Annotated in this window: 21 protein-coding genes; 11 read left to right on the top strand and 10 right to left on the bottom strand. The window is 66.2% G+C overall.

The genetic code is table 11. The features are described from left to right. Positions 1–11: 11 nt before the first annotated feature. A complete protein-coding gene (locus ACYVJ8_RS00710) occupies positions 12–434 on the bottom strand; it encodes a CopD family protein (RefSeq protein WP_460708806.1) in 423 nt (140 codons plus the stop codon). 56 nt (positions 435–490) lie between these two features. Between ACYVJ8_RS00710 and ACYVJ8_RS00705 the strand changes: the two genes are divergently transcribed. Further along, complete coding sequence (locus tag ACYVJ8_RS00705) at positions 491–1,084, top strand: class I SAM-dependent DNA methyltransferase (RefSeq protein ID WP_460710971.1); 594 nt, start codon at positions 491–493, stop codon at positions 1,082–1,084. A gap of 259 nt (positions 1,085–1,343) precedes the next feature. After that, complete coding sequence (locus ACYVJ8_RS00700) at positions 1,344–2,591, top strand: polyhydroxyalkanoate depolymerase (protein WP_460710969.1); 1,248 nt, start codon at positions 1,344–1,346, stop codon at positions 2,589–2,591. A 149-nt stretch (positions 2,592–2,740) separates the two neighbouring features. On the opposite strand, the gene ACYVJ8_RS00695 is transcribed toward ACYVJ8_RS00700, so the two are convergent. Together ACYVJ8_RS00695 and ACYVJ8_RS00690 are read right to left on the bottom strand one after the other, a co-directional pair. Further along, positions 2,741–3,664 carry a sensor domain-containing protein gene (locus ACYVJ8_RS00695; RefSeq protein WP_460708804.1) on the bottom strand — a complete coding sequence of 308 codons (924 nt, stop codon included), beginning with the start codon at positions 3,662–3,664 and terminating at the stop codon, positions 2,741–2,743. Further along, on the bottom strand, positions 3,661–4,095 hold the full coding sequence (locus ACYVJ8_RS00690) for a PadR family transcriptional regulator (RefSeq protein WP_460708802.1): 435 nt from the start codon (positions 4,093–4,095) through the stop codon (positions 3,661–3,663). Before ACYVJ8_RS00690 ends, ACYVJ8_RS00695 begins: the two co-directional genes overlap by 4 nt. A gap of 560 nt (positions 4,096–4,655) precedes the next feature. Between ACYVJ8_RS00690 and ACYVJ8_RS00685 the strand changes: the two genes are divergently transcribed. Together ACYVJ8_RS00685 and ACYVJ8_RS00680 are read left to right on the top strand one after the other, a co-directional pair. Then, positions 4,656–5,117 carry a DUF1579 family protein gene (locus ACYVJ8_RS00685; RefSeq protein ID WP_460708800.1) on the top strand — a complete coding sequence of 154 codons (462 nt, stop codon included), beginning with the start codon at positions 4,656–4,658 and terminating at the stop codon, positions 5,115–5,117. Between the two features lie 213 nt (positions 5,118–5,330). Beyond that, positions 5,331–6,152 carry a peptidylprolyl isomerase gene (locus ACYVJ8_RS00680; protein ID WP_460710967.1) on the top strand — a complete coding sequence of 274 codons (822 nt, stop codon included), beginning with the start codon at positions 5,331–5,333 and terminating at the stop codon, positions 6,150–6,152. Positions 6,153–6,155: 3 nt separating this feature from the next. Here the strand turns inward: ACYVJ8_RS00680 and ACYVJ8_RS00675 are convergent, their stop codons facing one another. Then, on the bottom strand, positions 6,156–8,468 hold the full coding sequence (locus ACYVJ8_RS00675; RefSeq protein WP_460708798.1) for an ATP-binding protein: 2,313 nt from the start codon (positions 8,466–8,468) through the stop codon (positions 6,156–6,158). After that, entirely contained in the window at positions 8,426–8,857 is a 432-nt protein-coding gene (locus ACYVJ8_RS00670; RefSeq protein ID WP_460708796.1) for a hypothetical protein, read from the bottom strand. Before ACYVJ8_RS00670 ends, ACYVJ8_RS00675 begins: the two co-directional genes overlap by 43 nt. A gap of 131 nt (positions 8,858–8,988) precedes the next feature. Here ACYVJ8_RS00670 and ACYVJ8_RS00665 point away from each other — a divergent pair, with 131 nt between their 5' ends. The 6 genes from ACYVJ8_RS00665 to ACYVJ8_RS00640 all read left to right on the top strand — a co-directional run bounded on the left by ACYVJ8_RS00665 (position 8,989) and on the right by ACYVJ8_RS00640 (position 16,837). Further along, on the top strand, positions 8,989–9,291 hold the full coding sequence (locus ACYVJ8_RS00665; protein WP_460708794.1) for a hypothetical protein: 303 nt from the start codon (positions 8,989–8,991) through the stop codon (positions 9,289–9,291). Between the two features lie 140 nt (positions 9,292–9,431). After that, complete coding sequence (locus tag ACYVJ8_RS00660) at positions 9,432–11,408, top strand: gluzincin family metallopeptidase (protein WP_460708792.1); 1,977 nt, start codon at positions 9,432–9,434, stop codon at positions 11,406–11,408. Next, positions 11,405–12,454 (top strand): hypothetical protein, encoded by a 1,050-nt coding sequence (locus ACYVJ8_RS00655; RefSeq protein WP_460708790.1) that lies wholly within the window; start codon positions 11,405–11,407, stop codon positions 12,452–12,454. Before ACYVJ8_RS00660 ends, ACYVJ8_RS00655 begins: the two co-directional genes overlap by 4 nt. A gap of 89 nt (positions 12,455–12,543) precedes the next feature. Beyond that, positions 12,544–14,406, top strand: a complete 1,863-nt coding sequence (locus ACYVJ8_RS00650; RefSeq protein WP_460708788.1) for a DUF885 domain-containing protein — start codon at positions 12,544–12,546, stop codon at positions 14,404–14,406. 112 nt (positions 14,407–14,518) lie between these two features. Beyond that, positions 14,519–15,982 carry an amidohydrolase family protein gene (locus ACYVJ8_RS00645; RefSeq protein ID WP_460708786.1) on the top strand — a complete coding sequence of 488 codons (1,464 nt, stop codon included), beginning with the start codon at positions 14,519–14,521 and terminating at the stop codon, positions 15,980–15,982. A 3-nt stretch (positions 15,983–15,985) separates the two neighbouring features. Next, a complete protein-coding gene (locus ACYVJ8_RS00640) occupies positions 15,986–16,837 on the top strand; it encodes a DUF72 domain-containing protein (protein ID WP_460708785.1) in 852 nt (283 codons plus the stop codon). An 18-nt stretch (positions 16,838–16,855) separates the two neighbouring features. On the opposite strand, the gene ACYVJ8_RS00635 is transcribed toward ACYVJ8_RS00640, so the two are convergent. Continuing rightward, a complete protein-coding gene (locus ACYVJ8_RS00635) occupies positions 16,856–17,623 on the bottom strand; it encodes a M48 family metalloprotease (protein WP_460708783.1) in 768 nt (255 codons plus the stop codon). A 199-nt stretch (positions 17,624–17,822) separates the two neighbouring features. Next, complete coding sequence (locus ACYVJ8_RS00630; protein WP_460708781.1) at positions 17,823–18,461, bottom strand: NAD(P)-dependent oxidoreductase; 639 nt, start codon at positions 18,459–18,461, stop codon at positions 17,823–17,825. A gap of 119 nt (positions 18,462–18,580) precedes the next feature. Here ACYVJ8_RS00630 and ACYVJ8_RS00625 point away from each other — a divergent pair, with 119 nt between their 5' ends. Further along, entirely contained in the window at positions 18,581–19,459 is an 879-nt protein-coding gene (locus ACYVJ8_RS00625; protein ID WP_460708779.1) for a LysR family transcriptional regulator, read from the top strand. Here ACYVJ8_RS00625 and ACYVJ8_RS00620 read toward each other — a convergent pair. Genes ACYVJ8_RS00620 through ACYVJ8_RS00610 form a run of 3 tightly spaced genes read right to left on the bottom strand, consistent with a single transcriptional unit; the run spans position 19,456 to position 21,156 of the window. Next, positions 19,456–19,761 (bottom strand): antibiotic biosynthesis monooxygenase family protein, encoded by a 306-nt coding sequence (locus ACYVJ8_RS00620; protein ID WP_460708777.1) that lies wholly within the window; start codon positions 19,759–19,761, stop codon positions 19,456–19,458. The two genes, ACYVJ8_RS00625 and ACYVJ8_RS00620, sit on opposite strands and share 4 nt — an antisense overlap. A 57-nt stretch (positions 19,762–19,818) precedes the next feature. Beyond that, complete coding sequence (locus ACYVJ8_RS00615; RefSeq protein WP_460708775.1) at positions 19,819–20,718, bottom strand: DMT family transporter; 900 nt, start codon at positions 20,716–20,718, stop codon at positions 19,819–19,821. 42 nt (positions 20,719–20,760) lie between these two features. Beyond that, positions 20,761–21,156, bottom strand: coding sequence for a cupin domain-containing protein (locus ACYVJ8_RS00610; protein WP_460708773.1), 396 nt, complete (start codon positions 21,154–21,156; stop codon positions 20,761–20,763). Positions 21,157–21,202 lie beyond the last annotated feature (46 nt).

Here is a 21,202-nt window from a genome sequence, read left to right as displayed (position 1 = left end):
CCATCGCAGCCTCAGAACGGCTTCGCCAGTACCAGGTAAACGATCGCGATCAGCAAAAACACCGGCAACTCGTTGAACCAGCGCAGCGTGCGCGAGGAAGGCAGCGCGCGGCCGGCTTCGACGCCTTTCAGCCAGCGCCCGGCGACGATGTAGTAAGCAAGCATCACCGCGACCAGGCCGAGCTTGGCATGCAGCCAGCCGCCGTTGACCTTGAAGTACAGCCACAGCGCCAGGCCCATAACCAGCGCCAGCCCGAACATGATGTGGCCGAAGCGATACAGGCGCCGCCCCATCAGCACCAGGCGCGCGCGCACGGCCGCATCGTCGCCGGCTTCGGCAAGGTTGACCAGGATGCGCGGGAGATAGAACACGCCGCCCATCCAGGCCATGACGAATACGACGTGGGCGGTCTTGGTCCAGAAATAGGCTTGCATGCGGGTTCCCCGAAGAGTCGCGATAGCATGACATGAACGACTTGCGCTCCAGCCCCATGACCAAACGCTACGACCAACACTACTTCGACACCTGGTACCGCCAGCGCGGCATCGGCGATCGCGCGCGGCTCGCGCGCAAGGTCGCGATGGCAGTGGCGACGGCCGAGTACCACCTGGAGCGCCCGCTGCGCACCGTACTCGACATCGGCTGCGGCGAAGGCGTGTGGCGCGCACCGCTGCTGAAGCTGCGCCCCAAGGCGCGTTACCTCGGCTTCGACGGCAGCGAGTACGCGATCCGCCGCTACGGTGCGCGCCGCAACCTGCACCTGGCGAACTTCGGCGACTTCGCGCTGCTGCGCCCCTGCCCTCCGGTCGACCTGCTCGTCTGCAGCGACGTGATGCATTACCTCGACGCGCGCGAGCTCGATCGCGGCCTGCCCGGCCTGGCCGAGTTGTGCGGCGGCGTCGCCTTCCTGGAAACCTTCGTCCGCGAGGACGGCGCCGAAGGTGACGAGCACGACTTCCGCAACCGGCCCGCCAGCTTCTACCGCAAGCGCTTCGAGAAGCTCGGCTTCCAGCGCATCGGTTCGCACCTGTGGCTGTCCCCAGGCCTGCATGGCCACGCCACCGCGCTCGAAGTGGACGACTGAAGCGCCCACGATGTGTGGGGGGCAGGCGGTGCCGGTGCGTATGCGTGACTGTCGGCGGCATGGATGCCGCCGATCAAGCCTCCATGGACGGATTCACGGCGTGTCACGCATACGCACCGGCACCGCCTGCCCCGCAGGGAACCCATAGCGCCGGCGACGCACCGTTCCGCGACCCGCTTCACAAACCACCCGCCCCCATCGGCTATGCTGCGGTGCGTCATATGGCGCCGGCCGGGGTTCAGGGGCCCCTACGCGAATGCTGCTCTATCACCTGCACGAACTCGGCCGCGCCTGGATGCAGCCGTGGAATTACTGGGCCGAGGCCAACTCGCGCATGTTCGGCGCGTCCGGCAGTTGGCTGTCCTCGCTCCCCGGCGCCTCGCGCCTGGCCGCCGGCTACGAACTGCTCTACCGCATCGGCAAGGATTACGAGAAGCCGGAATTCGGCATCCACGCGATCGAGAAGGACGGCAAGAGCTTTCCCGTCGTCGAACGCGAAGTGCTGAAGAAGCCGTTCTGCCGCCTGCTGCGCTTCAAGCGCTTCGCCGACGACCCGGGCAGCATCACCGATTTCAAGGACGATCCGTCCGTGCTCGTGGTCGCGCCGCTGTCGGGACATCACGCCACGCTGCTGCGCGACACCGTCAAGACTTTGCTGCAGGACCACAAGGTCTACATCACCGACTGGGTCGATGCGCGCATGGTCCCGCTCGAGGACGGCCCGTTCCACCTCGACGATTACGTCGCCTACATCGAAGAATTCATCCGCACGATCGGCGCCGACAACCTGCACGTGATCAGCGTGTGCCAGCCGACCGTGCCCACGCTCGCCGCGGTGTCGCTGATGGCCGCGCGCGGCGAGAAGACGCCGCGTTCGATGGTGATGTTCGGCGGCCCGATCGACACGCGCCAGAACCCGACCAAGGTCAACGACCTGGCCACCGAGAAACCGCTGTGGTGGTTCGAGGCGAATCTCGTGCACGCCGTGCCGCCGAACTATCCGGGACACAACCGCCGCGTCTATCCGGGCTTCCTGCAGCACGGCGGTTTCGTCGCGATGAATCCGGAACGCCACTTCCAGTCGCATTGGGACTTCTACCAGGACCTGGTGAAGGGCGACCTAGACGACGCCGAGTCGCATCGCCGCTTCTACGACGAATACAACGCCGTGCTCGACATGCCGGCCGAGTACTACCTGGAAACCGTCGAAGTTGTCTTCCAGCGCCACCTGCTGCCCAAGGGCGAATGGGTGGTGCGCGGCGAGCGCGTGGATCCCGGCGCGATCAAGGACACCGCGATCATGACGATCGAGGGCGAGCTGGACGACATCTCCGGCCAGGGCCAGACGCGCGCGGCGCACGCGCTGTGCACCGGCATCACGGAACCCGATCACCGCCACCTCACCGTCGAAGGCGCCGGTCACTACGGCATCTTCAGCGGCCGCCGCTGGCGGACGCAGGTGTATCCGCAGGTGCGGGATTTCATTGCGCGGTATTCGGGGTCTTAAGTCAAAAGCAAAAGCGCCCCTCATCAGCCCTTCGGGCAGCTTCTCCCCGCGAGCGGGGAGAAGCGAACAACCCATGCTTTTCCCTTCTCCCCGCGTGCGGGGAGAAGGTGCCGCAGGCGGATGAGGGGCGCGAGCGAAGCGAGCTCTAATCAGTCGTACTGCGACGTCTTCACCAGCATGTGCTTCGCCAGCTGGCCATGCAGATAACCCACAGCGCGGGCGATGTGCAGGGTCAGGAACAGCAGGCCCACGCCGACGATGAAGCACAGCGGCAGCATCCACCAGCCGTCGATCCCGATCACGTTGACGTCGTCGATCCAGATCCCGCCCGCGCTGCCGCCGAACAGGGCCACCACCGGCGCGGCAATCAGGCCCAACGAAGTCGACAGCCCCGTCACCGCGATCGTGAAGTAGGCGATGCCCAGCGGCAGCATCAACAGGAAGTACAGCTGCGTCGCCCACGTGCGCGGATCGGTGAACAACTCCTTGATCCGCTCCATCAGCGGCTTGCCGCGGGTGGAATACAACGGCCGGCGCGGCATGCGTTCACCGAGCATGGTCTCGACGATGCGGCCTTCGACCAGGGACAGGATCCGCACCGAGCCGAAGTACAGGATCACGAAGGGAATGCCGATGATCAGCACCGCCAGCCCGCCCGAGAGCGACACGCCGGTGACGACCCAGGTGAAGTAGAAGATGCCCGTCGCCAGCGCCAACAGCATGTAGAACAGCGACGCGTACGTGCGCGGCTCGGCGATCACGCCGAAGAAGCGCGCCGCCCACGAGCGCTGGGTGGCCGCAGGACGCGTGGTCGGCGTTCGCAGTGCGCTTTGCACTTTGACTTCGGTGTCGCGGTAGATGTCCGCGACTTCGTCCGGCGCGCCGTAGCTGCCGGCGACCGAAGCGATCACCTCGGCTTCGGACTTGCCCGGGTTTTCAGTCAGCTCGGAGCGCAGGTATTCCTCCGCGTCGTACAGCGCGTCCTGTACCAGCGCCGGATCGGCACCGGCCAGCGAGCGCCGCAACTGCTCCAGGTAATCGGGAATGGTGGTGGGTAGGACAGTGGCGTTCATTTGGTTTCCCCAGACTGATGTGGAGCAGGCTGATGCGGAGCAGGCGGAGTAAGGGCGTCTACGCCCTGCAGGACGGCGTCGACGGAATCGCGGGTGGCGCGCCACGCGGCGGACCAGTCGCGCAGGGCTTCGCGCCCGGTTCCGGTGATGCGGTAGTAGCGGCGCGGCGGGCCGGACACGGAGGGCTCGACGAAGCTGTCGAGCAAGCCGCCGCCCTCCAGATTGCGGAGCACGGGGTACAGGGCGCTCTGCTTGCCACTCAGCACGCCCTCGCCTTGCTGCTCCAGGCGCTTGGCGATCTGGTAGCCGTACATGGGCTCGGCAGTCGTGCCCAGGACGGCGAGCAAGGCCAGCGAAACGGTGCCGGCGCTGAGCTCCTTCTGGAACTTCCGCAGGTGGCTGTCTAACGAATCGAGAGAGGCGGGGGTCATGGCTCGGTCCAGTCCCGGTAGCTTGAAGCAAACACTATTACTTACTTCGCTATACCGGCTCTGCCATTAGTCATGACAGGCCATTGGTCATGGCCGCAGGCCGACGGCCACTGTCGCCCGGCCACATCGAGGAAAGTGTCCGCATCGGCTGGGCCACCGTGAACAAGCGCACCGGCGGTGCGCGTGGCCGCAAGAAGTCGACGAAGAAGAGCGCGCGCAAGTCACCGCGATAGCCACCTGCAAACGCGACGACTTGCTGTTGCTTTTTTTTGCCGACCAACCGAGATGTGTGTGAGGGCAGGCGGTGTCGGTGGGTAGGCGCGACTGTCGGCGGCATGGATGCCGCCGAGAAGCCTCCATGGACGGATTCACGGCGTGTCGCGACTGCCCACCGGCGCCGCCTGCCCGCCCGTAGATCGTGACAGTCGGCAGCACATCCCCTCACCCTGCTTCGCTGCGCGAAGCTGTCCCTCTCCCCGCAAGCGGGGCGAGGGAGTGTCGTAGCCGCCTACGGCTTTGGTTATCCTCGCCCCCTTCCCTAGCCTGGGTTAGAACCAACCATGGACATGCCGCGTCCCGGCGCCGAACACGAGCGCCTGTTCTCCCGTCTGCAAGGCCGATGGCTTGGCGACGAGCAGCTCTCCCCTTCACCCTGGGGCGAAGGCGGCGCCGCGATCGGTCGCACGCATTGCCGCGTCGCGCTCGACGGCATGACGCTGATCCAGGAGTACGAGGAAGAAAAGGATGGTCGCACCAGCTTCCACGGCCACGGCATTTTCCTGATCGAACCGGGCAGCGGCGACGTGCTGTGGTGGTGGTTCGACAGCATGGGCTTTCCGCCCGACCCCGCGCGCGGCCGCTGGGACGGCGAGACGCTGCTGTTCGAGAAGAAGACCCCGCGCGGCGAAGCGCGCTATCGCTACGAATTCGCCGGCGACAGCTACCGCTTCCTCATCGAAAACCGCTTCCCCGGCCAAGCCGATTTCACCGAGTTCATGCGCGGCGACTATCGCCGCGAATGACCGCACAGCGCGCGGATACCGCGCCGCATCGCCGCGACCCCAGGAGATTCCATGCAAGTCCATCGCGTAGCCCTGCTTGCCGCCCTGCTCGGCCTCACCTGCAACGCCCACGCCGCCAAGCCGAAGAAGCCCGCCGCGAAAGCAGCGACGCACAAGGCCGCAGCCGCAAAACCGGCCGCGAAGGCCGACACCCCGGCCACCAAGCCCAAGTCCATGCAGGAGATCCTCGACGCAACCAAGCCGGCGGATTGGCGCACGCTCGATCCGGCCAACACGCTCTATCTCGATCTCGCTTCCGGCCGTGTCGTGATCGAACTGGCGCCGAACTTCGCGCCCGCACACGCCGCCAACATCCGCTCGCTGGCGAGGGAAGGCTATTGGAACGGGCTGAGCATCAATCGCTCTCAGGACAACTTCGTCGTGCAATGGGGTGACGCGGCCGAAGACGATAAGCAGAAGAAGCCACTGGGCACGGCCAAGGCGAAACTACCCGCGGAATTCGAGCGCAGCAGCAAGGGCGTGAACTTCACCCGCCTGCCCGACAGCGACGGCTGGGCGCCGCAGGTCGGTTTCGCCGACGGCATGCCTGCCGCGCGCGATCCGCAGGCCGGCAAGACCTGGCTGGCGCACTGCTACGGCGCCGTGGGCGCGGGCCGCGACGTCGCGGCCGATTCCAGCAACGGCACCGAACTGTATGTGGTCACCGGGCAATCGCCGCGCCAGCTCGATCGCAACATCACCATGGTCGGCCGCGTCGTGCAGGGCATGGAATTCCTCTCCGTGCTGCCGCGCGGCACCGGCCCGCTCGGCTTCTACGAGAAGCCCGAACAGCGCACGCCGATCAAGGCGATCCGTCTGGCCTCCGAAGTACCGGAAAACGACCGTGTGCCGCTGGAGCTGCTGCGCACGGATACGCCCGCCTTCACCCAGCTGGTGGAAGCCCGCCGCAATCGTCGCGACGAGTGGTACAAGCGGCCCGCGGGGCATATCGACCTGTGCAACGTGCCGTTGCCGGTGCGGACGCCGAAGAAGTGATGCCTACGAGCTGACGGCCTCGGGAAGGAAACGGGCAAGGCAGCGCTGGAGTTCCTGCATTTGCAGCGGCTTTGTCAGGTAGGCGCTCATCCCCGCTTCCAGGCACCGCTCTCCCTCGCCTTGCAGTGCGCTCGCGGTGATGGCGACGATGGGTATAGGTGGCGCACCGACGCTGTGTTCGTAATCGCGAATCCGTCGCGTGAGCTCGTAGCCGTCCAGACGCGGCATATGGCCATCGGTGAGCAGTAGTGCATAGCGGCTAATGCCCGACTGCAGCATGGTCCATGCCTGCTCACCATCTTCGGCCATGTCGCAGGCATAACCGAGCCGGGCAAGCTGGAGTGAAATAACCTCACGATTAACCGCGTTGTCCTCGGCCAGCAGGATCAGTCGCTGGGCGGCCTCCTCTCCCTCGCGGACGGGTGACTGAGAGACTTCACCGACTTCGGCGGTCACCGTCGCGGGAATCCGCGCGCTGGCACCGCCGGGCTCCGCGGCCATCGACTCGATCCTATCGTGTTCGCCGACTGGCACGACCTGCATCGGAATGACGACACTGAAACGGCTGCCCTGCGACGGTTTGCTTTCGCATTCCACTGTGCCGCCCATCAGTTCGGCCAATTGCTTGACGATGCTCAGGCCCAGGCCCGTTCCCCCAAAACGTCGGGTCGTCGCCGCATCCGCCTGATGGAACGGCTGGAACAGCGCCTGCACGGTTTCTGCGCTCATGCCTATGCCGGTATCGACGACGTCGAAGCGAATGACCGCACGGCCCTCGAGATCGTGTTCCTCCAGACCGACAGACACCGTTACGCTGCCTCGCTCGGTGAACTTGATGGCATTGCCGACCAGGTTGGTGAGTATCTGCCGCAGCCGTACCTCGTCGCTCATCACGCATCGCGGTACCTCGGGGGCAACATGGGCGTTCAAATCGATGCCTTGCTGCGAGGCATACGTTCCCAGCGTTTCTGCCACCCCTTCGACCACGCGGCGCAAAGACACGGATGCATGTTCGAGATCGATCTTTCCAGCCTCGATCTTCGAGAAGTCGAGAATGTCGTTGAGAATGGTCAACAGGGCGAACGCCGAGTCTTTACAGGACTTCAGCATGCGCTGCTGCGTAGGTCCCATCAGGGTGTCCGCCAGCAGCTCGATCATGCCCACGATGCCGTTCATCGGCGTCCGGATCTCGTGGCTCATCATCGCCAGGAAGCGGGCCTTCGATTCGGTCGCCATCTGCGCCTCGTGGGCCTTCTGGCGCAGGTCTGCCTTGAGGTTCTCCTCGTCGGTGATGTCGCGGACGATGCCGGTGAAGCGCAATTCCTCGTCGGTCGAGGCGCCCCGGCGAGCGACCAAAGCGCCGCGCACGGCGACCACGCGTACTTCGCCCCCCCGGCGAATGCGGTAAGTGTCGGAGTAGCTGCCGTCGTCGTGCGCTAGTGCTTCCATCATCCTGGCCAGGGCACGATCGCGATCTTCGGGATGCAGGATCTCCAGATACGCACGGCGCGTGATCCGCTGATCGGAAGGCAGGCCCCAAATCCGGCGCGCATTGGCGTCGACATCTATCTCGACGTCGAGCTGGTCCGTAATGAGCGTCCGGCTGCGCACCTCCGAATGCCAGATGCCAAGCTGGCCGCTTTCGAGGGCCAGGGCGAGGTCCAGACGCGATCTTTCCAATGCCTCCCGGGCGCGATCGGCACGCTCCTTCGCCTGGGCGAAGGCGAGCTCGCGCCGCTCGCGCTCGAACACCAGGAAATACAGCATCGCCATCAACAGCACGCTGAGTTCGATGGCCAGGTGCGCAAGGTTGAGAAAACCTAATGGCGTCCCGTTCTGGGTGGCCGCGCTAGACATGGCGAACACCATCCCGAACAGGCTGAGCGACAGCAACGGCATCGACCATCGCGGTCGCAGCCGCCACACGCACCAACCCAGCAGCACGAACAGGATGAAGCGGTAGTCCATCAGCACGATACCGCCGTTACCCGGGGCACTCAGCGCTTCGTGAATGCGTTTGCTCGCGGCGAGGCTGCCGATAACGCTCACGCATAGCAGCACCGGCCAAAGCCACTCGCGTGTCGACAACCTCTCCCTTTTGGGCGCCGACTTCTCGCACCATGCCATCACCAGAGGAAAGGTAATGATGGCCACGCCGAAGTGCTTGGCGAATAGCACCTCCACCGCCGCGGTGGCGATCTCGTCGCCCGGGTAAGCTCGGAACTTGGATGCCGCGCCAATCGCGGTCAGCCCAAGGGGGCACAGCAGCAGGCCTATGCCCGCGAACCTGGCCAGATCCCGCGTGTCGACTCGCATTGAACCCGGAAGCTTGGGCCAACCCATCCATTTGGCGCATAGCAACAACCAGCCCAGCTCAACGCATGCGCAACCATGCCGGTCGGCACCGCTATCGCCATGTGGTATGCCTGCCAATAGCCCCGCACCAGCCAACCGAAAAACAAGATCACGACAACGCCGGCAAGGACCCGACGGTCGCGTTCCAGCAAGGCGATCGCGAGCAGCAACCCGACGTGCAACTGCACCAGGGATACGCCAGGCTCCACGTTTCCGAACAGCGTCGCGGTGTAAAACACCGGCACCTGCTGCAGCAACAAACCCAGCGCCCCCAGCAGGAGCACCTTGCCGCCAGGACTTTTCATCCAGGGTGCCAATAGCCCATCATTTGGCCGAACGTCGTTCGTCATGGAGCCTCTGCCTCCCAGCCCTGCGCTTTGCCACGAACCGCCCAGGCGCGACCTCGCTGGCGATTATGCTCCCATCACGCGTTCTTCCACCGCCCACGCCTAGCCTGAACCGGCCCAAGCGGAGGCCTTCCATGCCACAACTGCGTATGCGGATCACCGGTAGCGAGGACGATGCGCGCGCGATCAGCAATCTGCTGGCGAGCATCGAGGGCATCGAGCACGTCGAGGAAGTCGCCGACCTCATGGGCCACATGGACGACGACGATTCCAGCTCCGCCGGCCTGCCCGACGATCAGGGGCCAGGCGTGCACGAGCTGGAGATCGAGGCGCCCAACGATTCCACCGCGCGCAAGGTGCGCGTGGCGGTCGAGGCGCTGGCGTTCGAGCTGGACGTGATCGTCGAGTTCGAATCCGACGAGGAATGGGGCGAGTAGGACCCGCGGCGATGCGGCGGCGCGTGGCGGCGGCGATGTCCAGGGAAATTCTGCACAAGTGGGCCCGGTGCCCTGTGCTCGCATGCGCTTTGCTCGTATTTGTCGCGCCTCCCGCCTCGGCCTGGGCGGCTGCAGAAACCGTGCACTGTCCCGCGATCCCGCTGGTGGCCCTGGACGGCGACAACTCCTTCGCCAACCTGCAGACGCGCGCGCCCATTCCGCTGCGGTCGCCGCAGCGCACCGTGCGCTACGAAATCGGCGCTGCCTTCGATGCGAAGAGGCACGTCGTGCGCGGCAGCGAGCGCGTGCATTGGCGCAATCGCAGCGCGGCGACGGTGTGCACGCTGTACCTGCACCTGGACCTCAACGCGTTCGAGAGCTACGGCACGCGCTACATGAGCGCGCAACGCGCGCGCGGCATCGACATCGAAGTGCCGTCCGGGGAATGGGGTTACAGCGACCTGACCCAGCTGCGCCAGGACGGCGTGGACGTGCCCTGGATCCCGGCACCGGCGCCGGACGGTCCCGCTGCGGATCGCAGCGTGGTGCGCATGGATCTACCGTTTCCGGTGCCGCCTGGCGAAACGGCGACGCTGGACATCGGCTTCGTCTCGCGCCTGCCGGGCGATTGGGCTCCGAGCGGGCACTCGGGCGATTTCACCGCCGCCTTCGGCTGGTTCCCGCAGATCGCGACGCTGCAATTGCCGGGCGAACAGGGCGCACCGGCATTACGCTGGAATGCGCCGGCCTATATCGGCAGCCTGGGCGCACGCGAACGCGCCGACTTCGACGTGCAACTGGAAATGCCCTACGGCTACGTCGCGGCGTCCAGCGGCGAAGCGCGCGGCGCACAACGCGCGCGCAATGGCCGGCGGCTGTATCGCTACACGCAGGAAGATGCGACGACTTTCGCCTGGGCGACCGATCCGCAGTTTTTCGCGCAACCGCTCGAATACGTCTACTACCCCAGCGAAGGCGGGCCGGTCACGCTGCGCGTGTTCTACCGGCCCGGCCACACGGCGACGGCGGTTAACGTCCTGGGCACCATGGCCGATGCGTTGTCGCGCTACACGCTGGCGCTTGGCGCGTATCCGACCCACACGCTGACCGCGGTCGTGGCCTCGGATCGCACGCACGCATTGTCGAATCGCGCCGTACCCGGGCTGTTTACTGCCCGCACGCCGGACGCCGGCGCCAACGGCGCATTGCAGCGCGACGTGCTGGGTGCGATCGGTCTCGCCTACCTGCCCGAAGGCACCGATGACGCCTTCCGCAATGGCGTGCAGCGCTATTGGTCCACGCGTTTCCTGCAGGCGGAAAACGGCGGCCGCAACGACATCGGTACGGGTCATTGGCTGCGCGACCTGGTCGCGCCGTGGATCACCGCCTTCAGCGCCGAACGGGCCCACGTGCAGGAGCGGCTGGATGCGGAAGCCACGCGCGCCAATCACGTGGCGCGCGTGCTGCACGATCTGGAACAGCGCATCGGCGCACCGGCCATGGACCGCGCCTTCCGTGCCTGGCGTCGCGGTGCACGCGCGGGTTATCCGGACACGGGCCAGGTGCGTTGGCTGATGGCCGACGGCAGCGGCCGCGCCGATGTATTCCTGCACGCATTCGCGATCATGGATGCGGGCCTCGCCGCCGACGATCGCATCGTGCGGTTCGCGAGCAACGAGGAGCTTCCGCAACCGGGCTATGTGCTGCGCGGCGACGTTCGCACCGAAGCGACCGAAGACGATGTCCGCCGCGCGATCCGGGCAACGCGCGAGCAGTGGCGCCGGCACCCGCGCGGCGCCCGACCCTTCCCGTATCGCACCGAAGTCGTCGTGCAACGCGACGGCGCGAAAGTGCCACAGACGCTCACCGTCGCCTTCGCCGACGGCAGCACGCGCAGCGTGCAATGGGACGACATGCGCAATCCGGTCCGCTTCGAATGGAACACGCCGTCGCCGGCCGTGTCCGCGCAACTGGATCCGCAGCGGCAGGTGACGCTCGATCCGGACAAGCTCGACGACGGCCGCACCGTGCAGGCCGATCTCAGTCCGGTGCGGCGGTGGGGCGAAGCCGTCGCCGCCTGGGTCGAAATCGCCGCGACATGGGTGGCGCTGCTATGAGCGCGCAGCCTACCGATCACGCGCCGCCCGGCATGACTCCCGATGCGACACCGGCCGCGGATGCGCCTAGCGCGCAGGTCGCGGCGCTGCATGCACGCAGCGGCTGGGGCGCGCTCTTTGCCGGACTACGCCGCGGCTTCCACCCACAGCTGCTGATCGCGTGGCTGCTGATGGTGTGGCTGCCCGCCGCCATTGTCGCGCTGCCTGCGGTGCTGTGGCTCTATCTCAACGTCGGACATTCGCCGCAGGCTGCAACGCTTGCAGCGGATGCATCGGGCGACTTCCTCTCCCAGGCCCTGACCGCCATGCGCGGCGAGGAAGCGTTGCTCGCCGCCGGCGCCGGCTTCGGCCTGCTGCTGGCGGTGCTGCTGTCGCCGTGGCTGACCGGCATGATCGTCGCGCAGATCCGCACGGTGTATCGCCTGCGCCTGGGTGGCGTGATCCGCGCCGGACTGGGCGAATACCTGCGCATGCTGCGCATGCTGGCCTGGTCGCTGCTGCTGATGATGGTGGCGGCGGCGCTGGGCGTGGCCGCGATGCTCGGCATCGAATGGATGGTGCAGAACGCCGCCTCCGTTCCCGTCTCCGAGCAACCGCTCGCGCTGGCCGATGCCGGCTGGTTCCTGCCGCTGCTGTTCGTGCTGCTCGTGCACGTCACGATGGAAGCCGGGCGCGGCTGGCTCGGCGCCGACCTCGCCCTGCGCTCCGTGCTGGAAGCCTGGCATCGCGGTCTGCACATGCTGCTGCGGCGACCGGGCGCGACGATGGTGGTGTATCTGGGCACCACCCTGGTCGGGCACGGCCTGGCGTTCGGCTTCCTGCGCCTGCGCACGCTGCTGGAGGTGGACGGATGGCCGGGCTGGCTGCTCGCCTTCGCGTGCACGCAGTTGATGGTGGCATCGCTGGCCTGGGGCCGCAGTGCGCGCCTGCATGGCCTGGCCGACCTGGCGACCGCGGAAGTCATCGCCGCTCCAAAGGAAGAACGCGCATCCCGCCCGCGCCGATCGAGTTTGCCGCGTCGGTCCCGTCGCCTCCCGGACCTGTGAACCGGGCCTAGTGGCCCGCGCAGGGTGGTCGGCGTAACGATATCCTCGGAATGTCGCGGCTGTGCCGCCCTATCGAGACGTCTCCACCCATGCGCCTGCGTCCGTCTTTCCCAGCGAATGTTCCTTCCGCGATTCGAACCGCGATTCCGACTTCGATCGCGCTGGCCGTCCTGATCGCCACGTCCGCCTGCCAGAAGCAGGAAGCCCCGGCGGGCAGCGCCACGCCGGCCGCGGCCACGCAGGCCGCTACCGCGCAGGCCGATGCGAAGTTCGCCGACGTCTCCAAGCGCTGGCTCGACGGCTGGCTGGAGCAGCAGCCGGTCAGCGCCACGCAGACCGGCCGCCACGACTTCGACGATCGTCTCGATGACCTCAGCGCCGCGGGCCGGCAGAAGTTCGTCGATTTCAGCAAGCAGATGCTGACCGAAATCGACACGCTCGACGCCGCCAAGCTCTCGCGCGAGAACCAGGTCGACCTCGCCATCCTGCGCAACCAGGTCCGCTACGACATCTGGCAGATGGAGACGCTGCAGAGCTGGGCGTGGGACCCGCAGGTCTACAACAGCCTGGCCGGCGGCGCGTTGTACACGCTGATGGCGCGCGACTTCGCGCCGATGCCGCAGCGGCTGAAGTCGGCGACCGCGCGCATGGAGAAGATCCCGGCGCTGTTCGCGCAGATGCGCGAGAACCTCGACCTCGCACGCGTGCCGAAGATCCACGCCGAGACCGTGCAAAAGCAGAACGCCGGCATCAACAGCATCATCGACGACATGATCCTGCCGCACGCAGGCGAGCTCAGCGGCGAAGACCGCAAGCACCTGGAGGCCGCCGCCGGTGCGCTGAAGAAGGCCGTCGCCGAAAACCAGGAATGGCTCGACAAGACCCTGGTGCCTAACGCCAAGGGCGACTTCCGCATCGGCCAGAAGCTGTACGACGAGAAGCTCGCCTTCGCGTTGAACTCGCCGCTGACCCGCAAGGAAATCCGCACCCGCGCCGAAGCCGCGATCAAGCAGACCCGCGCCGAGATGTACGACATCGCGCGCAAGGTGCTGGCCGGCAAGCCGACGGCGCCGAAGGAAATGCCCGACGCACCCAGCGACGAGCAGCAGCAGAAGACCATCGAGGCCGCGCTCGAACTGGCCTACGCCGATCGCCCGGCGCGCGACAAGGTGGTCGAGCTCGCCAAGCAGTCCACGGCGGAAGCCACGGCGTTCGTGAAGGAGAAGCAGCTGGTGAGCGCACCGGATACGCCGGTGCAGATCATCCTGATGCCGGAGTTCCAGCGTGGCGTCTCGGTGGCGTACTGCGATTCGCCCGGCCCGCTCGACAAGGGTCTGGACACCTTCTACGCCGTGTCGCCGATTCCGGACGATTGGAAGCCCGAGCAGGTCGATTCCTTCCTGCGCGAATACAACACCCGCTCGATCCACGAGCTGAGCATCCACGAAGCGATGCCGGGCCACTACCTGCAGCTGTGGCACTCCAACAAGTACCCGTCGACGCTGCGCGCGGTGTTGGGCTCGGGTTCCTTCATCGAAGGCTGGGCGATGTATGGAGAGAAGGTGATGGCCGATGCCGGCTACATGAACAACGATCCGCTGATGCAGCTGATCCAGCGCAAGTGGGCGCTGCGCGCGATGGCCAACGCCATCCTCGACCAGGCCATCCACGTGGACGGCATGAGCCGCGAGGACGCGATGAAGCTGATGACGGTGACCACGTTCCAGCAGGAGCGTGAGGCCGCCGGCAAGTGGGTGCGCGCATCGCTGACCTCGGCCCAGCTGCCGACCTACTTCGTCGGCTACAGCGAACACCTGGACCTGCGCAACGAAGTGCAGAAGCGCGAGGGCGACAAGTTCAACCTCAAGGCCTTCCACGACAAGGTGCTGTCGTTCGGTTCGCCGCCGGTGCGCTTCGCCCGCGAGCTGATGCTGGATGAGCCGATCCAGTGACGAATCGAGCCGGGCGTGCGCAAGCGCGCCCGGCTTTGCCGGTTCGTCATCCCCGCGTGCTTCAGGCGGGGATCCAGGGACTTTGCTTTAGCTCCCGCGTGAGCCCCGTGCAATGAAACGCTCTCTCCTGCTCCTCTCCACCCTCCTGCTGGCCGCCTGCGCTCATAACGAACCCGCGCCGACCGCCCAGCAAGTCGACCTGCTGATCGACAACGCCACCGTCATCGACCTGCACGACGGACGCCTGCTCGAACATCGCCACATCGCCGTGCGCGACCACCGCATCGTCGCCGTGGCCGACGAGCGCGAGGCGCGCCGATACGACGCCACCCGCCGCATCGACGCCAGCGGCACGTTCGCCATTCCCGGCCTGTGGGACATGCACGTGCACTTCGGCGGCGGCCAGGCGCTGATCGACGAGAACCGCGACCTGCTGCCGCTGTACGTCGCGCATGGCATGACCACCGTGCGCGACGCGGCTGGCGATCTCAGCGAGCAGGTCCTGCAATGGCGCGAGCAGATCAAGCGCGGCGAGTTGCAGGGGCCCACGATCTACACCTCCGGCCCCAAGATCGAGGGCAAAGGCTCGATCTGGCCAGGCGACATCGAAGTCGCCGACGAAACCGAACTGCGCGCCGCCTTCGACCGCCTGCAGGCGATGCAGGTCGACTTCGTCAAGATCACCGACAGCGCGTTGTCGCCACAACTGTTCAAGGCCGCGCTGGCGGAAGCCGAGCGGCGCGACATGAAGACCTCGGCGCACGTGCCGATGTCGCTCATGCTGGACGAGGTCAGCGCCGCAGGCCTGGATTCGATCGAACACATGGGCTATGCGCTCAAGGCCGGCTCCACGCGCGAGCGCGAAATCGCGGACGCCTCCGCGGCCGGCAAGCTGCCGTATCGCGACGCGCTGGTGCAGGCCGCCGACTCGTTCGATCGGACTACGGCCTTGGCCGTCTATCGCCGTCTCGCGGCGCGCGGTACCGCTATCACGCCGACGCTTTATGGCAGTCGCGTGACCGCCTACCTCGACCAGGACGACCATCGCGGCGACGACTACCTGCACTACATCGGCCCCGGACTGAAGGCGACCTACGCCTGGCGCGTGGAGCGCGCCGCCAAGGACGACGCGGCAGCCATCGCCGCGCGCCATCGCGTGTACGAGCAGAGCGCCACCTTGCTGCCGCTGCTGCAGCAATCCGGCGTGACCATCCTGGCCGGCACCGACGCCGGCTTCCTCAACTCCTACGACTACCCCGGCATCGGCCTGCACGATGAGCTGGCGGAGTTCGTGCGCTATGGCCTGACCCCGTTGCAGGCCCTGCAGTCGGCGACCCTGCACAATGCCGCCTTCCTCGGCCACGACGGCGACTCGGCGGACATCGCCGCCGGCAAGGTGGCCGATATCCTCCTGCTCGACCGTAATCCTCTGCAGGACATCCGCGCCACGCGGGCGATCCATGCGGTCGTGCTCAAGGGCGACTACCTGGACCGTAACACCCTGGATGCGATGCTGGCGGCCGTACGCGACCGCGTCGCCGCCCGCGAAGCCGCCGCCGCACAAGGAGTCCGTTGACCCGTGGCCAGTTCCCGTCCGCAGCTCGAAGCATTCCCCGCAGCGACGCCCGCCGTCGACGGCATCCGCGTCGGCATCGGCGGCTGGAACTTCGCGCCCTGGCGCAACAACTTCTATCCCGCCGGCCTCGTGCAGCGGCGCGAACTGGAATACGCCTCGCGTTATCTCAGCGCCATCGAGATCAACGGCACCTACTACGGCGCGCAGAAACCAGCCACGTACGCGAAGTGGGCGGCCGAGACGCCCGAGGGTTTCGTGTTTTCGTTGAAGGCGCCGATGCGGATCATGCAGTCGCGCGTGCTGGCGAAGACTGGCGCGCAGATCGACGACTTCCTCGGCGGCATCGCCTCGCTGGGCGACCGCCTCGGCCCGGTGGTGTGGCAATTCGACATCGGCCGCAAGCTCGAGCGCGAAGACTTCACCGCTTTCGTCGACCTGCTGCCGGAAGAAGTCGATGGACGCCGTCTGCGCCACGTGCTGGACGTGCGCGATTCTTCCTTCGTCGATGCGCGCTTCATCGCGCTGATGCGCGAACGCAAGCTCGGCACCGTGTTCACCGACTCGCGCGATTACCCGTCGTTCGCCGACATCACCACGGACTTCGTCTACGCGCGCCTGATGCGCTCGCGCAGCGAGATCGCAAGCGGCTACACCGCGGAAGAACTGGAACACTGGGCGCACCGCGCCCGCCAGTGGGCGCACGGCCAGCATCCCGACGACCTGCCCTACATCTCGGCCAACGGCACGCCGCCCGCGCAACGGCGCGACGTGTACGTGTTCTTCATCAGCGCCGCCAAGGAGCGCAACCCGGCGGCGGCGATGGCGTTGATCGAGCAGTTGAAGCAGGCGCGGTGATCGCGAGCAACAACCGCTTCAATGCTTGTCGGCGATATAACGCTCCAGATTCTTGGCGCGCTGCTCCGATGCGGGGTGACTGTCGAGTAGTCCCGTGCGCTTGCCGCCGCCGAGCTTCTTCATCACTTCGACCGCAGCAACCGGATCGATCTTGTGGCGGCGCAGGAAGTCGACTCCATACTCATCGGCTTCCGTTTCGCCGCTACGGCTGAACTTCGCGTTGATCGCGGCTTCGCCGATCGCGCCCAGTTCGGAAGCAGCCAAGGCCCCGACATTCCCGCCCGCCGCAGCGGCGCCCTCGCGTGCCGCCCGAGTGAGATAGGCCGCCTTGAAGTGTTCGGCGGAGTGACCCTTCTTCACGTGGCCGATTTCGTGTCCGATCACCGCCATCAGCTCGTTGTCGTTGGGGATGAGGTCCATCAAGCCGGCGAAAACCCGGACGCAACCGTCCGCTGTAGCGAAGGCATTTACGTCCTTCACCATATAGACCTTGAAGTTGAGCTTGAGGCCGTCTTCGTTCTGCAACCCCTTGGCAAGCTTGGCCAGGCGCTTGGCGTATGCGCTGCCCGCCGGTGCGATCGGATTGCTCTTGTCCATTTCGACCATGGATTCTGCGGACATCTTCTTGATATCCGCTTCGCTCAGCGTCAGGCCTTTGATGGCCGTACTGCCGGCGTTGAGTGCCTTGTCGTTTCCAAGCAGGGAACCGAGCTTGCCGGCCTGCGCGGGCATGGAGGAAGCGAGGGCCGCCAGTGTGAGGCCCAATGCGATGGTCATTTTGTTCATGCGCGATCCTTTTCCCAAGAAATTTATCGTTGCCGTTGCGGCATGTGCCGGCCTACCAAGTAGGACCGCGGCACCATACCGACACGGTTACGGGGCAAAAGGACGGGGGAAGCAACCTGCAGTTGCGCGATACGCAACACGCTAAAAGCTGAGTACGTTGCCGCTTTGAGCAACGTACTCTGGTACCGCTTTCGTGAGGTCAGTACGCCACGGTAAAGCGTTGCCGCGAATGCGCCGGGCGCTCGAGCTCGTCGATCATCGCCACGGCATAGTCCTGCACCGAGATCCGGCTGTTGCCCTGCTCATCGACGAGCAACTGATCGCCGCCGAGGCGGAACCGGCCCGTGCGTTCGCCCGGCTGGATCAGCGCCGCGGGACTCAGTAGGGTCCAGTCCAGCGTCCGTTCGCCACGCAGGCGATCCAAAGTGTCGCGTGCGCCCAAGGCCGAGCCCTTCCACTGCTCGGGAAACTCCGGCGTGTCGACCAGTTGCACACCCGGCGCAACCTCCAGGCTGCCTGCGCCCCCGACGACGAGCAGGCGCGGCACGCCGGCGTCTCGCACGGCCTTCACGATCGAATCGATGCCGCGCCCGTAATAGCCGCGGACATCCTCTTGCGCGTGACCGCTGAAGGCGCTGATTACGGCGTCATAGCCGGCCAGTTGCCGGGTCAGGCGCGCGGTATCCAGCACGTCCGTGCCGGCGACGGTGAGGCCCGGGCGCGGCGCGAGCTTTTCCGGATGCGCCACCAGCGCGGTTACCTGGTGGCCACGGGCGAGGGCTTCGGCCAGCAAGCCAGAACCGATAAAGCCGCTGGCGCCGATCAGGACGATGTTCATGCAATACATCCATAAGCAGTTGGGAGGCGTCCAGTATTCGCGCTTACAACCGGACAGATAAGTCGGTTAAATTCGCTATCACTATGAAGTCAGACTTCACAATCGATCGACTCAAGCGCATGGCCTTGTTCGTCCGGGTGGTCGAATTGGGGTCGATGAGCGCCGCCGCACGCGAGCTGCAGATGACCGCCTCCGCGGTCAGCCAGCAGATCCGCCAACTGGAAGCGGAGACCGGCATCGCGCTGCTGCATCGCTCGACGCGCAAACTCACCACTACCGAAGTGGGCCGCGCGTACTACGAAGATTGCGCCGCGATGCTGCACGCGGCTCACGCCGCGGAGCGGCGGCTGGGCGATCTGCGCGACGAGCCACGCGGAGAGCTGCGCGTAGCCATTCCTGTCGGCTTCAGCGCGCAGCTCGCGGCGGCGTTGGCGCCCTTGCTGAGGGCCCATCCGCAACTCTCGCTGCGTGTTTTCGCCGAGGATCGACAGATCGATCTCATCGCCGAGCGCATCGATCTGGCAATTCGAATAGGGTCGCTCGGCGACTCGACACTGGTCGCGCGGCGCCTGGACGAGTGGAGACATCTATTGGTCGCCACGCCCGCCTATGCAGAACAACACGGGCTGCCGCAAACGCCGGAGGAATTGGGTCGACATCCGGTGTTGATCCTGAGCGTGCTCAACCGCCCCGAATTCATCGAACTGCATCGCGCCGGCCAGACGCACCGTGTGCGCATTTCCGGCCCGGTCGCAGGCAACAGCGCGGTGGCCTTGAAGGAGATGATGTTGCAGGGATTAGGCATAACCCGCCTGCCCGAGCCGGATGCCGCGCCGCTTATCGCCGCCGGTCGCGCCGTCGCCGTGCTGGAGGAATGGTCGATGGCGCCCTTGGGCGTCTACGCGCTGACCGTGCAACGCGATTCGCAGCCGGCCAAGGTGAGGCTGGCGATCGCTGCGCTGCGCGACTATCTCGGGTCCACGGCCGAAAACCGTTAGCCCGCGGAACGCACCTCGTAGTGCGTCACCTGCGGCTCGAACTCGAGCAGGAAGCCCTCGTCCTCCGGGTAATACTTCGCCTTCAGCAGATCGTCGCCGGCGAAGGCGCGGATCGCGTCTTCGTCTTCCCAATAGCTGACGGTGACGAAGTGCGCGACTTCGCCGTCGTCGCGGCGCAGCACCTGCGCGCCGAGGTTGCCGGGCGTGCCGCGGTAGTCGGGCATCGCGCGATCGCCGAGGAAGGATGCGTAGGCGTCGGCGCGATCGAGCCGGGTGGTGCCGTGCCAGAGTCGGGCGATCATGGCCGTGCTCCTAGAGGCAAACTGTCTGAAGGCAGCCTGCCGATAAGGTATCGCGGATCAGCGCGACGGTTGCTGGCTCATGGCCACGCTGCCGAGGATGAGCGCAGCAGAGATTGCCATCGTCCAGGTTAAGGACTCGCCAAGCAGCAGCCAGGCCCAGGCCACGCCGAACACCGGGATCAGGTAGGTCACGGTCGAGGCGCGGCTGGCGCCGATGCGCGCGATCAGGCGGTAGTACATGACGAACGCGATACCCGTGCACAGCACACCGAGCGTCCCCGCCGACAGCCACGACTTCAGCGGGATCGCATGCTGTGGCCAATTGGCCAGTGCGAACGGCAGCGTCAGCAGCGCCGAGGTGCCCAGCGTGGCGGCCGCGACCGCCGCCGGTGGCAGACCGGTGAGATGGCGACGCACCAGATTGATGCCGATGCCATAAAGGAACGACGCCGTGCTGCCCGCGACCACCGCCCAGCCGATGCTGGCACCGGCGGTCTTGCCGCTGGCCAGCACCACCACGCCGGCGAAACCGGTGAACAGTGCGATCGCGCGCTTGGCACCGATCTTTTCGCCGAAGAACAGGAACCCGACCAGCGCCGTGAACAACACGGTCATAGCATTGGCGATCGCGCCCACGCCCGCCGGCGCGCGCTGCGCCGCCCAGGCGAAGAGCATGAAGGGCAGCGCGGAGTTGATCGCACCGATCAGCGCGAGCTTGCCCCACAACTTCGGCGACGCGAACTGCGCCCGCGCGCGCCACAGGAACGGCAGTAGCACCAGCGAGCCCAGCGCTAGACGCACTTCCACCAGCGGCATCGGGCCGAAGTCGTTCGCCGCGACACGCATGAAGAGGAAGGAAGCACCCCAGATGGCGCCCAGTAGCCCCAGCTCGACCGGCGTCAGCCAGGCGGCCGAGCGCAATCCGGACAGGGGCTGATTGGTGGCGATCGAATTCATGCGTGGGTCCTCTTTCGTCCTTGTGGCTGGCGCGGAAGGCGCTCAGCCCTGACTGTAGTTGAAGCGATGCGCCCGGCTCAGCGCCTCGCGCGCGGCATTCATCGCCGCGGGGTCGAGATTGAAACCGATCAGCCGCACGCCGGTGTCCGTGCGCGGTCGATGGCTGGTGCCCGGCAGGAAACGCACGTAGGTGCCGGCACCATAGCGGGCGCGTCCTTCGATCACTTCGCCTTCGATCACATAGTAGTGCTCGCCGGTGTCGTGATCGTCGACATACGGCCAGAGGCTGCCCGGCTCCATGTCGACGACCCAGACGCGCACGGCGCCGTCGTAGGCGAGATCGCGCCGCGTACAGCCGGCGCCGACGCGCACTGCCGGGATATCGTCGATACGCGATGCCTGCACGGTGGAAACCGAAATCGCATCCAGTCGGCCCATGGGGATCTTTTCCGTTGCGATGGGCGCGCCGTGGGGGGAGAGCCCG

Source organism: Lysobacter terrae, assembly GCF_054782215.1.
This window is presented reverse-complemented; position numbering and strand designations above follow the sequence as displayed.

What these genes read in the sequence shown, in the direction of transcription:
- ACYVJ8_RS00645 (WP_460708786.1), top strand. Translation starts at nt 14,519, where the DNA reads ATGAAACGCTCTCTCCTGCTCCTCTCCACCCTCCTGCTGGCCGCCTGC.
- ACYVJ8_RS00630 (WP_460708781.1), bottom strand. Translation starts at nt 18,461, where the DNA reads ATGAACATCGTCCTGATCGGCGCCAGCGGCTTTATCGGTTCTGGCTTG.
- ACYVJ8_RS00705 (WP_460710971.1), top strand. Translation starts at nt 491, where the DNA reads ATGACCAAACGCTACGACCAACACTACTTCGACACCTGGTACCGCCAG.
- ACYVJ8_RS00620 (WP_460708777.1), bottom strand. Translation starts at nt 19,761, where the DNA reads ATGATCGCCCGACTCTGGCACGGCACCACCCGGCTCGATCGCGCCGAC.
- ACYVJ8_RS00690 (WP_460708802.1), bottom strand. Translation starts at nt 4,095, where the DNA reads ATGACCCCCGCCTCTCTCGATTCGTTAGACAGCCACCTGCGGAAGTTC.
- ACYVJ8_RS00670 (WP_460708796.1), bottom strand. Translation starts at nt 8,857, where the DNA reads ATGACGAACGACGTTCGGCCAAATGATGGGCTATTGGCACCCTGGATG.
- ACYVJ8_RS00650 (WP_460708788.1), top strand. Translation starts at nt 12,544, where the DNA reads ATGCGCCTGCGTCCGTCTTTCCCAGCGAATGTTCCTTCCGCGATTCGA.
- ACYVJ8_RS00625 (WP_460708779.1), top strand. Translation starts at nt 18,581, where the DNA reads ATGGCCTTGTTCGTCCGGGTGGTCGAATTGGGGTCGATGAGCGCCGCC.
- ACYVJ8_RS00680 (WP_460710967.1), top strand. Translation starts at nt 5,331, where the DNA reads ATGCAGGAGATCCTCGACGCAACCAAGCCGGCGGATTGGCGCACGCTC.
- ACYVJ8_RS00655 (WP_460708790.1), top strand. Translation starts at nt 11,405, where the DNA reads ATGAGCGCGCAGCCTACCGATCACGCGCCGCCCGGCATGACTCCCGAT.
- ACYVJ8_RS00610 (WP_460708773.1), bottom strand. Translation starts at nt 21,156, where the DNA reads ATGGGCCGACTGGATGCGATTTCGGTTTCCACCGTGCAGGCATCGCGT.
- ACYVJ8_RS00685 (WP_460708800.1), top strand. Translation starts at nt 4,656, where the DNA reads ATGGACATGCCGCGTCCCGGCGCCGAACACGAGCGCCTGTTCTCCCGT.
- ACYVJ8_RS00695 (WP_460708804.1), bottom strand. Translation starts at nt 3,664, where the DNA reads ATGAACGCCACTGTCCTACCCACCACCATTCCCGATTACCTGGAGCAG.
- ACYVJ8_RS00710 (WP_460708806.1), bottom strand. Translation starts at nt 434, where the DNA reads ATGCAAGCCTATTTCTGGACCAAGACCGCCCACGTCGTATTCGTCATG.
- ACYVJ8_RS00635 (WP_460708783.1), bottom strand. Translation starts at nt 17,623, where the DNA reads ATGAACAAAATGACCATCGCATTGGGCCTCACACTGGCGGCCCTCGCT.
- ACYVJ8_RS00615 (WP_460708775.1), bottom strand. Translation starts at nt 20,718, where the DNA reads ATGAATTCGATCGCCACCAATCAGCCCCTGTCCGGATTGCGCTCGGCC.
- ACYVJ8_RS00675 (WP_460708798.1), bottom strand. Translation starts at nt 8,468, where the DNA reads ATGCGAGTCGACACGCGGGATCTGGCCAGGTTCGCGGGCATAGGCCTG.
- ACYVJ8_RS00665 (WP_460708794.1), top strand. Translation starts at nt 8,989, where the DNA reads ATGCCACAACTGCGTATGCGGATCACCGGTAGCGAGGACGATGCGCGC.